The following is a 14730-nucleotide window of genomic DNA, read 5'->3' on the forward strand; positions in this document are numbered from 1 at the left end:
CTCCGGCGTTTGAGGAGCGGGGTCCGGGGCGGAGCCCTGGTTACGGGAAGGGGCGGGGAGGGGCAAAGCCCGCCGCAGGCGCGCCCCACCACACCCATCGCACCGCACCGCACCGCACCGCACCGCCAGAACAGCACAAACGCCGGACGGGCCGAGGGAGAGACACCCCCGGCCCGTCCGGCGTTCAGAAACCCCGCGAGGTCACTCCTCCGTCGACGTCGACGCCGCAGAAGCAGACGCGGAAGCGGACTTCTTCGCCGCCGCAGTCGTCTTCTTCGCCGCGGTCTTCTTCGCCGCCGTCGCGGTCGTCTTCTTCGCGGTCGTCTTCTTCGCCGCGGTCGCCTTCTTCGCCGGCGCCTTCTTCGCGGTCGTCTTCTTGGCCGGGGCCTTCTTCGCCGTCTTCTTCTTGGCGGGCCCCTTGGCCCGCTTCTCGGCGAGCAGCTCGTACCCGCGCTCCGGCGTGATCTCCTCGACGCTGTCGTCGGACCGCAGCGTCGCGTTCGTCTCGCCGTCGGTGACGTACGCGCCGAAGCGGCCGTCCTTCACGACCACCGGCGCCCCGCTCACCGGGTCCGTGCCCAGTTCCTTCAGCGGCGGCTTGGCCGCGGCCCGGCCGCGTTGCTTCGGCTGGGCGTAGATCGCCAGCGCCTCGTCGAGCGTGATGTCGAAGAGCTGGTCCTCGGAGGTCAGCGACCGCGAGTCCGTGCCCTTCTTCAGGTACGGGCCGTAGCGGCCGTTCTGCGCGGTGATCTCGACACCCTCGGCGTCCTCACCGACGACGCGCGGCAGCGACATCAGCTTCAGCGCGTCGTCCAGCGTCACCGTGTCCAGCGACATCGACTTGAAGAGCGAGGCGGTCCGCGGCTTCACCGCGTTCTTGCCGGTCTTCGGGGTGCCCTCGGGCAGCACCTCGGTGACGTACGGGCCGTAGCGCCCGTCCTTGGCGATGATCTGGTTCCCGCTGACCGGGTCCGCACCGAGTTCGAAGTCGCCGCTCGGCTTGGCCAGCAGCTCCTCCGCGTACTCGACGGACAGTTCGTCGGGCGCCAGCTCCTCGGGGACGTCCGCGCGCTGGTGGCCCTCGGAGTCCTTCTCGCCGCGCTCGATGTACGGGCCGTACCGGCCGACCCGGAGCTTGATGTCGTTGCCGACGGGGAACGAGGAGATCTCCCGGGCGTCGATGGCACCGAGGTCGGTGACGAGCTCCTTGAGCCCGCCGAGGTGGTCGCCGTCGCCGTTGCCCGCGTCGGAGGCCTTTCCGGCACCGGCCGCCGCGTCCCCGGCGGTCGCGCCGAAGTAGAAACGCCTCAGCCACGGCACGGACTGGGCCTCACCGCGTGCGATGCGGTCGAGGTCGTCCTCCATGCGGGCCGTGAAGTCGTAGTCGACGAGCCGGCCGAAGTGCTTCTCCAGCAGGTTGACCACGGCGAAGGAGAGGAACGACGGCACGAGTGCCGTGCCCTTCTTGAACACGTATCCGCGGTCGAGAATCGTCCCGATGATCGAGGCGTACGTCGACGGACGGCCGATCTCGCGCTCTTCGAGCTCCTTGACCAGCGAGGCCTCGGTGTACCGGGCCGGCGGCTTCGTCGCATGGCCGTCGACGGAGATCTCGTCCGAGGTCAGCGCGTCGCCCTCGGCGACCTGCGGCAGCCGGCGCTCACGGTCGTCGAGCTCGGCGTTCGGGTCGTCGGCGCCTTCGACGTACGCCTTCATGAAGCCGTGGAAGGTGATCGTCTTGCCGGACGCGGAGAACTCGGCGTCCCGGCCGTCGCTCGCCCGGCCGGCGATCTTGACAGTGACGGAGTTACCGACCGCGTCCTTCATCTGGGAGGCGACGGTCCGCTTCCAGATCAGCTCGTAGAGCCGGAACTGGTCGCCGGTGAGGCCGGTCTCGGCAGGGGTGCGGAAGCGGTCGCCGGAGGGGCGGATCGCCTCGTGCGCCTCCTGCGCGTTCTTGACCTTGCCGGCGTACGTGCGCGGCTTGTCCGGCAGGTAGTTGGCCCCGTACAACTGCGTGACCTGGGCACGGGCCGCGGAGATCGCGGTGTCCGAGAGGGTCGTGGAGTCGGTACGCATATAGGTGATGAAGCCGTTCTCGTACAGCTTCTGCGCGACCTGCATGGTGGCCTTGGCCCCGAAACCGAGCTTCCGGCTCGCCTCCTGCTGGAGGGTCGTCGTGCGGAAGGGTGCGTACGGGGAACGGCGGTACGGCTTCGACTCGACGGACCGTACGGCAAACGCGGAGTCGGCGAGCGCGGCGGCCAGGGCGTTGGCGTTCGTCTCGTCCAGGTGCAGCGTCTGGCCGGAGCCGGACTTGAGCTGCCCGTCCGGACCGAAGTCGCGGCCCTGGGCGATACGGCGCCCGTCGACCGCGCTGAGGCGGGCGGTGAGCGTCGAGGGATCGGAGGCGTCACCGGTGCGGCCGGTGGCGAACGTGCTGGTCAGGTCCCAGTACTCGGCGGAGCGGAAGGCGATGCGCTCGCGCTCCCGCTCGACGACGAGGCGGGTGGCGACGGACTGGACACGGCCCGCAGACAGCCGCGGCATGACCTTCTTCCACAGGACCGGCGAGACCTCGTAGCCGTAGAGGCGGTCGAGGATCCGGCGGGTTTCCTGGGCGTCGACCATGCGCTGGTTGAGCTCGCGCGGGTTGGCGACGGCTGCCCGGATCGCTTCCTTGGTGATCTCGTGGAAGACCATCCGGTGGACCGGGACCTTGGGCTTGAGCACTTCCTGCAGGTGCCACGCGATGGCTTCGCCCTCGCGGTCCTCATCGGTGGCGAGGAAGAGTTCGTCCGACTCGGCCAGTAGCTGCTTGAGCTTCCTGACCTGGGCCTTCTTGTCGGCGTTGACGACATAGATGGGCTGGAAGTCGTTATCGACGTCGACGCCGAGCCGACGCACCTCGCCGGTGTACTCGTCCGGCACCTCCGCGGCGCCGTTCGGGAGGTCGCGGATGTGCCCGACGCTCGCCTCGACGACGTATCCGGGGCCGAGATAGCCCTTGATCGTCTTCGCCTTGGCAGGCGACTCGACGATGACGAGTCGGCGGCCGCCCTGTGCGGTCTCGCTGGTCGGGGACAACTTCGCTCTTCTCTCCGGTCGACGCTCGGTGGGCATCCGGGCAGCGCGATCGCGCTGCCGACAGTGCTGTCGCTGCGGAGTGTGACGGTACAACCCGCCCCCGTGTCAAACGGCAAAAGCCCGCAACGGCCACTCGAACGGTAACCCGACTTCCGCCTTTCCTGCCGCCCGGCCCGCTCGGTCCGCCGCTCGCAGGGCCGCTGCCTGCGGGTTTCGGAGGCGGTCTGGCCGCCCTGAGGATGCCGGGGGCGAGGTGCGGGGCGTCCGGGCGTGTTCCGGGCCCGCCCAGGGCGGCGAGCGGTTCACGGCAGATTCGGACGCGTGTTCAAACCGGTGTTTCAGACACACGTTTCAGACGCCTGTCTCACACTCACGTCTCAGATGACCGTCTCAGATGACCGTCTCAGGTGCGCTTCTCAGGTGCCCCTCTCAGACACGTGTGAAGCACCACACCCCGAGAACGAGGAAGACGACGCCGAACGCCGTGGCCAGAGCGGCGGAGGCGACGGGGCTCACCCGATGCGCCACCGGCGCACGGTGCAGCACGCACGCCCCTGTCCACAGCAGCAGCGCGGCACCGAACAGCGCGAATACCGTTCCGGTGAAGATCGCAGGTCCGCTCTCCATGTCCGTACGCCTCTCTGTCCCCCCGGCGCGGACCGGGGCGGGTACCCGCGGTCACACCGCGCCGCACGGCTTCGTGTCGCACCGTTTCGGGGGGAGGCTCGCACCACGGAACGTCCGCGACGCGAACCCCGGGTGAACAGCGGGTCCGGGCTGTGAACACGTCATCCGTACGTGCGGCCGACGACGGACAACTCGCGTGCCGTTTCGACAGCGTGGGCCTGCGGCGGTACGCAATCGTGGGCCCCGGCTCCAGGCCGAACACCGCGCGCCGCACCGCCGCGGCGAGCAGTACTGCCAACGACCTGGGCGGAGCGCGAACCGGAATCCGCAGACCGAGCAGCAGGCACGCAGCTCAGAGCGTGAAGACGCTGATGGGAAGGCCGTTCGGTACATACGGCAGCGCACGGCCGAACCGGAGCGGAGCCCGGTTTCGAGGGCTGCGCGGCCCCGCGCTGAGCCGCCCCGGGCAGGAGACGGCCCACAGCGGGCTGATCGCGATCCGCGTCGCGCCGGGCTATGGCGCGACCGGCGCGATCCGGGTCATCCGGCTGTCCGGCCGGCCGGGGGCACCGGCTCCAGGAAGCCCTCCTCGACCAGCAGCCGGATGGCCTGCGGGGTGCGGTCGCGCAGCAGCACCGGGTCCTCGTTCATCAGCTGGGCGATGGCGTCGAGGATCCGGCCCGCGGGCAGCGAGCCGTCGCACACGCCGGCGAATCCGGCGCCGACCGCGTCGACCTTCGTCGCGCGCCGCATACCGCGGTTCTGACGGAGCACCACATGCTCGGGATCCTCCGCGCCCGGCAGCCCGACCTGCTCCTGCATGACCTCGGCGGCGAGGGTGAAGTAGCCGGCCAGGAGCGCGGCGTCGTCCTGGTCGCGCAGGTAGTCCTGGCGGGCGAAGTGCGTCTCGATGGCGGGTCCGAGCGGCTGCTCCACCGCGTGCGGCCACTCCTCGATCACGATCGACGGGTCCCCGGCGGCGGCTGCGGCGGACTTCCGCAGCGTGATCCAGCCGAAGCCGACGCCCTTGGTCCCACTGGCCTCGAACTCGTCCAGCCAGGCGTTGTACCGCGCGGCGTACTCCGCGGGATCCGTGCGGTGGTCGCCGCTGTCGCGCAGCCACAGCTCCGCGTACTGCGTGACGTCCTGGACCTCGCGCTGCACGACCCAGGCGTCACAGCCGTGCGGCACCCAGGAACGCAGCCGGTCCTGCCACTCCTCGTCCTCGGTGTGCTGCCAGTTGGCCAGGAAGTGGGCGTATCCGCCCTCGTTCAGCCGGTCGCCGGTCTGCTGCACCAGGGTCCGGCACAGGTCGTCGCCCGCCATGCCGCCGTCGCGGTAGGTGAGCCGGGCACCGGGCGAGATGACGAAGGGCGGGTTGGAGACGATCAGGTCGTACGTCTCGCCGGCGACGGGTTCGTAGAGGGAACCCTCGCGCAGATCGGCCGGGGCGGCGCCGGACAGGGCGAGCGTGAGCCGGGTGAAGCCGAGGGCCCGCGGGTTGAGATCGGTGGCGGTGACCCTGGTGGCGTGCTGCGAGGCATGCAGCGCCTGGATGCCGGAGCCCGTCCCGATGTCGAGGGCGGAGGCGACCGGCCTGCGGACAGTGATCCCGGCGAGGGTGGTGGACGCGCCGCCGATACCGAGGACGACGCCCTCCTCGTGCGAGCCGATACCGCCCGCACCGCCGACGGCGCAGCCCAGGTCGGAGACGATGAACCAGTCCTGGTCGTCCGGCCCGCTGTACGGCCGCACGTCGACGGACGCGCGCACCTCGCCGTCCGACTCGGTCAGCCAGCCGTCCGCCACGCATTCCGGCAGCGGCAGCACGGCAGCCGCCCGCCCGGCCGGAACCGGGCGCTGGAGGAGGAAGAGCCGCACCAGCGTGTCGAGCGGCGCGTCCCCCCGGGTGGCCCGCAGCGCCGGAACGGTCTCGCTGCGGGCGAGCGCGGCGTAGGCGGGCGCACCGAGCAGGTCGAGGAGCCCGTCGGCGGTGAAGGCGGCGGCGAGCAGGGCTTCGCGGAGCCGGGTCGCGTGGTCGGGTGCGGGAAGGCTGGTCTTACTCACGTGACCCATTGTGGCGGCTCCCACTGACAACGGCAGCGGCCCGCCGGCCCGTCAGGGGCCGCCGGGCCGGTCGTACGGCCACCGGCCGGCGGTCGTACAGCTGCTCGTTCGGGGTATTTCGGGGTGTGCGGCCGCGGCCGGGGGCTGCCCGGTTACGACTTCTCGCTGGGCGAGGCGGCAGAAGACGCCTCCTTCGAGTCCTTCGGGTCCCCGGAGTTCTTCGAGTCCTTCGACGGCGAAGCCGACTTCGAGGAGTCGGCCGACGGCGATGCAGAGGCCGTCGGCTTCTGGCAGCCCTCCTGCTTGGCCATCGCGGTGCCGACCTTGCCGGACTGGAGCTCCTTCAGCGCCTGGTCACCGTTGGTGCTGATCTTGTTCAGCTCGTCGGCGATGCCCTTGAGGCCGTCGGCGAACTTCGCCTGGTCCTTCGTGTCGAGGTCATCGACCTTCTTCTGCAGATCCGCGTACGCCACGGAGGAGGCGTTGAGCTCCTTCACGGCCTCCTTCTGCGTGGTCTCACCGTCGTCGACCGGCGGCGGGCCCGCCGAGTCGACGGCCGAGCCCAGCGCCTTGTAGGCCTGGGAGATCTGCTGGAAGGCGGCCGAGTCGGTCTCCTGGACGTCGGCGGGCTTGCTGTTGTCGGCGGTCTGCTGCTGGATGGAGGCGTTGGCGTTCGCGATCTTCTGCAGCTGGGGCTGGACCTGGTCACAGACCTTCTTGGCCCAGTCGTTCACCTTGTTGTCGCTGTCGTCGCTGCAGCCCGACAGCGTAAGTACCAGTACCGCACCGCCGGACAGCGCGGCCGCAAGCTTCTTGTTCACCGGATTGGTCCCTTCCAAGGCTCTCGGCCCCGGAACTTACACGTCGATCACCCTTCATCCGGGCGCCCGGCATCCTATGGGTGGCCTTTTGAAGCCATTTGCACCAAGCAAAACAAGGGAGATACAACTCACCCACACGGCCCCCACGTGCGGGAACACCTGCCCGAACAAGCACTCGTTCGGGCAGTCCAACGGGCGGACGACGCATCAGACTGCCTCGCCCGCGCGCTCGTTCACCGGTTCGTCCGTCCGCCGATTCGTCCGTCGATCCGCTGGTCCGTCGGCTGACTTCACATCGTCCGGCTGGGGTGGCCCGGAGTGTTGTCGATACCGACTTCCTCGGACAACCGGCTCACTGCACGGCCGCCGGGTCGGCCGGCCTGGCCGAGCCGCCTCCGTCCTCACCTCCGGAACCACCTTCGTCCCCCACGGCGATGCCGCGCCGCTTGGAGACGTAGACCGCACCGATGATGACCGCGATGGCGAGCGCGGCCACCACCGCGCGCACCCCGGCGCTCGCGTCCTCGCCGTAGCTGAACTTCACCACCGCGGGCGCGATGAGCAGCGCCACCAGGTTCATCACCTTGAGCAAGGGGTTGATCGCCGGCCCGGCCGTGTCCTTGAACGGGTCACCGACCGTGTCACCGATGACGGTCGCGGCATGGGCCTCGCTCCCCTTGCCGCCGTGATGCCCGTCCTCGACGAGCTTCTTGGCGTTGTCCCACGCACCGCCGGAGTTGGCGAGGAAGACCGCCATCAGCGTCCCGGTGCCGATCGCACCGGCGAGATACGAACCGAGCGCCCCGACCCCGAAGCTGAAGCCGACCGCGATCGGCGCCAGTACCGCCAGGAGACCGGGCGTGGCCAGCTCGCGCAGCGCGTCCTTGGTGCAGATGTCGACGACGCGCCCGTACTCCGGCTTCTCGGTGTAGTCCATGATCCCGGGGTGCTCGCGGAACTGCCGCCGCACCTCGTAGACCACGGCTCCGGCGGACCGGGACACCGCGTTGATGGCCAGTCCGGAGAAGAGGAAGACGACCGCGGAGCCGACGATCAGGCCCACCAGGTTGTTGGGCTGCGAGATGTCCAGGCTCAGCCCCATCTCCCCGGCCGAGGCGCCTACGTCGTCGACCGCGGTGGCGATCGCGTCACGGTAGGAGCCGAAGAGCGCCGCCGCCGCCAGAACGGCGGTGGCGATGGCGATGCCCTTGGTGATGGCCTTGGTGGTGTTGCCGACGGCATCCAGGTCGGTGAGGACCTGGGCACCGGCGCCGGTGACGTCGCCGGACATCTCGGCGATGCCCTGAGCGTTGTCGGAGACCGGGCCGAAGGTGTCCATGGCGACGATGACCCCGACGGTGGTGAGCAGTCCGGTCCCGGCCAGCGCCACCGCGAAGAGCGCCAGCATGATCGACGTACCGCCGAGCAGGAACGCCCCGTAGACCCCGAGCCCGATCAGCAGCGCGGTGTAGACGGCGGACTCCAGACCGATGGAGATACCGGCGAGTACGACGGTGGCTGCTCCGGTCAGCGAGGACTTGCCGATGTCCCTGACGGGACGCCGGTTGGTCTCGGTGAAGTACCCCGTCAACTGCTGGATCAGGGCCGCGAGCACGATGCCGATGGCCACGGCGACCAGGGCGAAGAGCCGAGGATCCCCGCCGTGCGAGGTGATCGACGTATCGGTGACACCGTCCAGATCCGCGTACGAGGACGGCAGGTAGACGAAGACCGCGACCGCCACCAGGACGAGCGAGATGACCGCCGAGATGAAGAAACCGCGGTTGATGGCGGTCATCCCGCTGCGGTCGCTGCGCCGCGGGGCGACCGCGAAGACGCCGATCATCGCGGTGATCACACCGATCGCCGGCACGATCAGGGGAAAGGCCAGCCCCGCGTCACCGAAGGCGGCCTTGCCGAGGATGAGCGCGGCGACCAGCGTCACGGCATACGACTCGAAGAGGTCGGCCGCCATGCCCGCGCAGTCCCCGACGTTGTCACCCACGTTGTCGGCGATGGTGGCGGCATTGCGCGGATCGTCCTCCGGAATGCCCTGTTCCACCTTGCCGACCAGGTCAGCACCGACATCGGCGGCCTTGGTGAAGATGCCGCCGCCGACCCTCATGAACATCGCGATCAGCGCCGCACCGAGCCCGAAGCCCTCCAGCACCTTGGGCGCGTCGGCCGCGTAGCCGAGCACCACGCAGGAAGCACCCAGGAGGCCGAGGCCCACGGTGATCATGCCGACCACGCCCCCGGTACGGAATGCGATCTTCATTGCTTTGTGCGAAACAGCGGTGAGATCCTTTTCCGGTTCGCCTTCCGCGGGAGTCGCCTCACGCGCGGCGGCAGCCACCCGAACATTGCTCCGAACGGCGAGCCGCATCCCGATGTATCCGGTGGCCGCCGAGAAAAGCGCACCTACCAGGAAGAACACCGAACGGCCTGCCCGCTGCGACCAGTTGTCGGCCGGAAGCAGCAGAAGCAGGAAGAAGACCACGACGGCAAAGATGCCTACCGTGCGCAACTGTCGGGCCAGATAGGCATTTGCGCCTTCCTGGACGGCCCCGGCGATCTCCTTCATGCGGTCGGTGCCCTCACCGGCCGCCAGCACCTGACGTGCCAGCAGCTGGGCGACCAGCAGGGCCGCGACGGCGACGACCGCGACGACGATCACGATGACGCGGTTGTCATGGGTGAGTACCGCTGCCGCGAGAGTGGTGGGTGGGTCGGAAATTGCGGAAAACTGCGTCAGTTCTGCCAGTGGTGTGGTGCCGAACCCCGCCATACGTCCTCCTTGACGCTCAGCGCTCAAGACGTGGACGGATTGTAGGTAGCAGAACACGATCAAAACAGTGCGCGGTAAATGTAATTGACCTTCATCCACCGAACGACAATTGATCACCTTCACTGAATGGACCGAATGCAGTAATGGGGCAGACGCATTGTCCGTAGATCACTGATCAAGCAGAAATGAAAAAAGGCCCTGCTCAGCAGGGCCTCGAAAAAATGATCAGGGGAAACCGCCCGCGCCACCGGGCCGGCCGAACCGCCCCGGGACGCGCCCCTCTCAGGGCAGTACGGTGGCCGGCGTCTTCGGCCAGCTCATCCGGATGACTCCGCCGTCCGCGCCGGATCTGACTTCCACGTCGTCGACCAGGCCGCTGATGACCGCGAGGCCCATCTCGTCCTCGCCGTCGCCCTCCGGATCGGGTTCCGGCTCGTCCGGTCCCACACCGGACGTGGCACCGGCGCGTCCGGACGCGCCGGGTACGGACCCGTCGCTGCCGGGGCCCGGCACCTCGTCGCCGACCTCGATGGAGAAGGACTTCTCCTCCTCGGTCAGGACGACCGTGACGGGAGCGGTGATGCCGTGACTGCGGTGCAGCCCGACCGCACGGCTGCAGGCCTCTCCCACGGCGAGTCTGACCTCGTCGAGCACGGCCTCGTCGACCCCGGCCCGGCGCGCCACGGCAGCCGCCACGAGGCGGGCCGTTCTGACGTGTTCGGGCTGGGCGCTGAAGCGGAGTTCAACGGTGGCCATGCGATCCCCCTCGAACGTACGTGTGTGCATCCCAGGAACCGGGCGAGTGGCCCGGAGCCCCTGGCTCTTCTTTCCGGGCACTGCCGACCGGCGCGCCTGCCCGGCATCAGCCGGACACCGGCCCGCCGGACGATGTCCGGACAACATTCAGCCGCTGCCTGACGGCTGACGGCTGACGGCTGACGGCTGACGGCTGACGGCTGACGGCTGACGGCTGACGGCTGACGGCTGATCCGATCGTGTGAGCGACCGGCCGGCAAATGGACCGGCAAATAAATCGGCCGACGACCGCCGACCGAGTGACGGGCCGACACCGGACGCACCGGCCACCGGATTCACCGGCCACCCGAGCCCCCGGCCGCCGACGAACCGCCGCCATCACTCCGGCTGTCTTCGTCCGGAGCTGCCGACGGCACCGACTGCGGTGGCACCCGCTGCCGCCGGACCGGCCCTTGAGCCGATCCGACCGCGCGGGCCGACCGTCAGTCGGTTGCCGCGACGGCCTCGTCGACCGTGGTGTGAATCGGGAACACCTTGGTCAGACCGGTGATCCGGAAAATCTTGAGAATGCGCTCCTGGTTGCAGACCAGGCGCAACGAGCCCTCATGGGCCCGCACACGCTTCAAGCCACCCACGAGCACGCCGAGGCCGGTGGAGTCGAGAAAGTCGACGCCTTCCATGTCGACAACCAAGTGGTAGCTGCCGTCATTCACCAACTCGACCAACTGCTCGCGCAGCTTGGGCGCGGTATACACATCAATCTCGCCACCGACCTCGACGACCGTACGGTCGCCACCAGGGCCGGACACATTGCGAGTCGACAAGGACAGGTCCACGGATCCTCCAGCACCTTGCTATCGAGCGGTCGCCCCTCGGTCTCCCCGGCGGAGCCAGGGGACGGATCGCCAGCCGCGATGGCATTCAATCACTTACCAGCTGCCATGCACGACGCCTTGGGACCATTGTCCGCCTCGCCAGTGACACACTCGGTCCCGATGGCCAAGAATCACCGCCCCAGTCGACCGCCCGAGAGCGGGGGCTCCCGCCCCTCTCCGGACATGGTCCTCGACCGGCTCGCCGCAGGGGCGAACCGGTCCGCGCGCATCACTCATACGGAGCACTTGCCCCCGCGTACGGGAACCCATGCCATCTGGCCCGATCGCATCCGTCCAGAAGTGATCGCCGCCATCCAGAAGGCCGGAATCGATCATCCCTGGGCCCATCAGGCGGCTGCCGCGGAGCACGCGCTGGACGGCGAGTCGGTCGTCATCGCCACCGGCACCGCCTCCGGTAAGTCGCTGGCCTACCTCGCCCCGGTCCTCAGCGCCCTCCTGGACGGCTCCGAGGCTCCCAACGGGCGTGGCGCGACCGCCCTCTACCTCGCCCCCACCAAGGCCCTGGCCGCAGACCAGAGGCGCTCGGTGAAGGAGCTCGCGGCCCCGCTGGGCAACGGGATCCGTCCCGCGGTCTACGACGGCGACACCCCCGTCGAGGAACGCGAATGGGTACGCCAGTACGCCAACTACGTCCTCACCAATCCCGACATGCTGCACCGCGGGATACTCCCGTCCCACCCCCGCTGGTCCTCCTTCCTGCGCGCCCTGCGCTATGTCGTCATCGACGAGTGCCACACCTACCGGGGTGTCTTCGGCTCCCACGTCGCCCAGGTGGTGCGCCGGCTACGCCGGCTGTGCGCCCGCTACGGCGCCGATCCGGTCTTCCTCCTGGCCTCCGCCACCGCGGCGGAGCCCTCGGCCGCGGCGGGCCGCCTCACCGGCCTCCCGGTCGTCGAGGTCGCCGACGACGCCTCACCGCGCGGCGAACTGGTCTTCGCCCTGTGGGAGCCGCCCCTGACCGAGCTGCACGGCGAGAAGGGCGCCCCTGTGCGCCGCACCGCCACGGCGGAGACCGCGGACCTGCTCACCGATCTGACCGTGCAGGGCGTGCGCTCGGTCGCCTTCGTACGCTCCCGGCGGGGCGCCGAACTCATCTCCGTCATCGCCAAGGAACGCCTCGCGGCGATCGACCGCTCCCTGCCCGCGCGCGTCGCCGCCTACCGCGGGGGATATCTCCCCGAGGAACGCCGCGCCCTGGAACGCGCCCTGCACTCCGGCCAGCTGCTCGGCCTCGCCGCCACCACCGCCCTCGAACTCGGCATCGACGTCTCCGGCCTGGACGCCGTCGTCATAGCGGGCTACCCCGGTACGAGGGCTTCGCTGTGGCAACAGGCCGGCCGCGCGGGACGAGCGGGCCAGGGCGCCCTCGCCATCCTGGTGGCCCGTGACGACCCGCTGGACACCTTTCTCGTCCACCACCCCGAGGCGCTGTTCCAGCAGCCCGTGGAGTCGACCGTCCTCGACCCGGACAACCCGTACGTCCTGGCCCCCCACCTGTGTGCCGCCGCGGCGGAGCTGCCGCTCACCGAACCCGACCTGGAACTCTTCGGGCCCGCCGCGGCCGGACTGCTGCCGCAGCTGGAAGCCGCGAAGCTGCTCCGCAAACGGCCCTCGGGATGGCACTGGACCCGGCGTGAACGGGCCGCCGACCTCACCGACATCCGGGGCGAGGGCGGCCGCCCCGTCCAGATCGTCGAGGAGGGCACCGGGAGGCTGCTGGGCACCGTCGACGAGTCCGCCGCCCACACCGCCGTCCACGAGGGCGCCGTCCACCTGCACCAGGGCCGCACCTACCTGGTCCGGAAACTGGACCTGGAGGACTCGGCGGCGCTGGTCGAGGAGGCGAATCCGCCGTACTCGACGACCGCACGCGACACCACCGCCATCTCGGTCCTGGAGACCGACACCGAGATCCCGTGGGGCGACGGGCGCCTCTGCTACGGCTCCGTGGAAGTCACCAACCAGGTCGTCTCCTTCCTCCGTCGCAAACTGATCAGCGGCGAGGTGCTCGGCGAGACCAAACTGGACCTTCCGCCCCGCACCCTGCGCACCCGTGCCGTGTGGTGGACGGTCACCCAGGACCAGCTCGACACCGCCCGGATCAATCCGGAGATCCTGGGCGGCGCGCTGCACGCCGCCGAACACGCGTCGATCGGGATGCTGCCGCTCTTCGCCACATGTGACCGCTGGGACATCGGCGGCGTGTCCGTACCGCTGCATCCGGACACCCTGTTGCCGACCGTCTTCGTGTACGACGGCCACCCAGGAGGGGCCGGGTTCGCCGAACGGGCATTCCACACCGCGCGCGGCTGGCTGACCGCCACGCGTCAGGCCATCGCCTCCTGCGAGTGCGATGCGGGCTGCCCGTCCTGCATCCAGTCCCCGAAGTGCGGCAACGGCAACGAACCGCTGCACAAACGCGGGGCCGTGCGCCTGCTCACCGAGCTCCTCCGGTCCGCACCTCCCGACCGGACGGGGCCGGCGACAACGAGCACCCCAGATCACTCGGCGGCACCGGACCCATCAGCATCGCCAACCCCGCCTTCCCCGGACTTCCCAGACTCCCCGGACTCCCCGGCGGCCCAGTAGCCGCAGGAGCCGTCGTCGCCGGCCCCGCCCGGGACCTGACCTCCGGTGCGTACGGTCCGAGCCGCACCCGGGCCGCCACATCGGCGATCTCCCCCTGCACGGCGCACCGCACCACTTCCGCCCCCTGCGCCCTGGCAACCTGCTGGGCGGCCTCGCAGGCCGCGGCTACTCCCTCCAAGGCCCGGTCGGCCGCTGCCAGGGCCGCCAGGTCGGCCGCGCCTCCGGCCCGGTGCCGAGCCACCACCACCTGCCCGAGCGCCAGCACCACCGCGAACACCGTGCACAGTGTCACCGTGGTCACCGCAGCCCACACGGTGGCCAACCCCCGGTCCCGCCGCCCGGACCGCCCGTAGCGCCCGCAGAGCCGCTGTAGCCACGCGCCCGGCGCTCGCCGGCCCGGCCGCATCACGGCGTCGCCCCCACCGTGTCCTCGGCCGACGCCACGGCTTCCGCTCTCAGCGTGACGGCCAGCGGCCCGGGGCCCGGAGTCGGTGCGGTCACCCTGACCCGCCACAGCGCCCCGGTCCGCCGCACCTCGACCCCCGCCCGGCCCGGTGCCGCCGACAGGGCGGCCTCCCTCACCTGTGCCTCCGGCTCGGAGCGGGCCGCCGCCCGTGCACCGGCCCGTGCCGCGTCCACACACCGGATCTGGGCCGACGCGGCCATCAGGGCCCACAGCAGGGCGAGGGTGAACACCACCAGCACCGGAATCGTCATGGCGGCCTCCGCCGTCACCGCACCCCGGTCACTCCCCCACCCCGCCGGCCCGGATCGCTGCCCAGGTCCTTCCCCGGATCGCTCGCCGGGGCCCGGCGCCACCGCTGCGCCGCGCTCAGAACTTCGCATCGAGCGCGTCCTTGAGCAGCGATTGCAACTGCGCCATGACCGGTGCGCTGGTGACCACCTTGTAGAGCACCGCAGCGAACGCACAGGCGGCGATCGTCCCCACCGCGTATTCGGACGTCGTCATGCCCCTGTCCACACGAGCCCCGCTCACCAGGCTCCGGACCCAATCCACCACTTTCCGCATCATTTCAACTCCCGCGAGATAGTTTTCTATCGAAATTGACCGATTAATCTCTTTGGCCTTATTTGACAC

Annotated in this window: 10 protein-coding genes and 1 pseudogene; 1 reads left to right on the plus strand and 10 read right to left on the minus strand. The window is 69.9% G+C overall.

Features of this window, described 5'->3' with window-relative positions; translation table 11 throughout:
• Positions 1–201 precede the first annotated feature (201 nt).
• From topA to ACIQM0_RS26545, 7 genes are all read right to left on the minus strand, one after another.
• Complete coding sequence (topA, locus tag ACIQM0_RS26515; RefSeq protein WP_401291047.1) at positions 202–3087, minus strand: type I DNA topoisomerase; 2886 nt, start codon at positions 3085–3087, stop codon at positions 202–204.
• Between the two features lie 429 nt (positions 3088–3516).
• Complete coding sequence (locus ACIQM0_RS26520; RefSeq protein ID WP_401291050.1) at positions 3517–3714, minus strand: hypothetical protein; 198 nt, start codon at positions 3712–3714, stop codon at positions 3517–3519.
• A gap of 540 nt (positions 3715–4254) precedes the next feature.
• Complete coding sequence (locus ACIQM0_RS26525) at positions 4255–5790, minus strand: methyltransferase (RefSeq protein WP_401291053.1); 1536 nt, start codon at positions 5788–5790, stop codon at positions 4255–4257.
• 143 nt (positions 5791–5933) lie between these two features.
• Complete coding sequence (locus ACIQM0_RS26530; RefSeq protein WP_401291056.1) at positions 5934–6602, minus strand: small secreted protein; 669 nt, start codon at positions 6600–6602, stop codon at positions 5934–5936.
• A 352-nt stretch (positions 6603–6954) separates the two neighbouring features.
• Positions 6955–9390, minus strand: a complete 2436-nt coding sequence (locus ACIQM0_RS26535; protein WP_401291059.1) for a sodium-translocating pyrophosphatase — start codon at positions 9388–9390, stop codon at positions 6955–6957.
• Between the two features lie 282 nt (positions 9391–9672).
• A complete protein-coding gene (locus ACIQM0_RS26540; protein WP_401291062.1) occupies positions 9673–10146 on the minus strand; it encodes an ATP-binding protein in 474 nt (157 codons plus the stop codon).
• A 482-nt stretch (positions 10147–10628) separates the two neighbouring features.
• Entirely contained in the window at positions 10629–10982 is a 354-nt protein-coding gene (locus ACIQM0_RS26545; RefSeq protein WP_003967428.1) for an STAS domain-containing protein, read from the minus strand.
• A 78-nt stretch (positions 10983–11060) separates the two neighbouring features.
• On the opposite strand from ACIQM0_RS26545, the gene ACIQM0_RS26550 reads away from it, so the two are divergent.
• Entirely contained in the window at positions 11061–13631 is a 2571-nt protein-coding gene (locus tag ACIQM0_RS26550) for a DEAD/DEAH box helicase (protein ID WP_401291065.1), read from the plus strand.
• 31 nt (positions 13632–13662) lie between these two features.
• On the opposite strand, the pseudogene ACIQM0_RS26555 reads toward ACIQM0_RS26550, so the two are convergent.
• From ACIQM0_RS26555 to ACIQM0_RS26565, 3 genes and pseudogenes are all read right to left on the minus strand, one after another.
• A pseudogene (locus tag ACIQM0_RS26555) lies at positions 13663–14037 on the minus strand (Rv3654c family TadE-like protein); the annotation flags it as partial.
• Entirely contained in the window at positions 14037–14366 is a 330-nt protein-coding gene (locus ACIQM0_RS26560) for a TadE family type IV pilus minor pilin (protein WP_385349964.1), read from the minus strand. The pseudogene ACIQM0_RS26555 and the gene ACIQM0_RS26560, both read right to left, overlap by 1 nt.
• 97 nt (positions 14367–14463) lie before the next feature.
• Positions 14464–14664: a DUF4244 domain-containing protein gene (locus ACIQM0_RS26565; RefSeq protein WP_401291346.1), complete on the minus strand. Its 201-nt coding sequence runs from the start codon at positions 14662–14664 to the stop codon at positions 14464–14466.
• Between the last annotated feature and the right edge of the window lie 66 nt (positions 14665–14730).

The organism is Streptomyces sp. NPDC091387 (assembly GCF_044756945.1).
Taxonomy (GTDB): domain Bacteria; phylum Actinomycetota; class Actinomycetes; order Streptomycetales; family Streptomycetaceae; genus Streptomyces.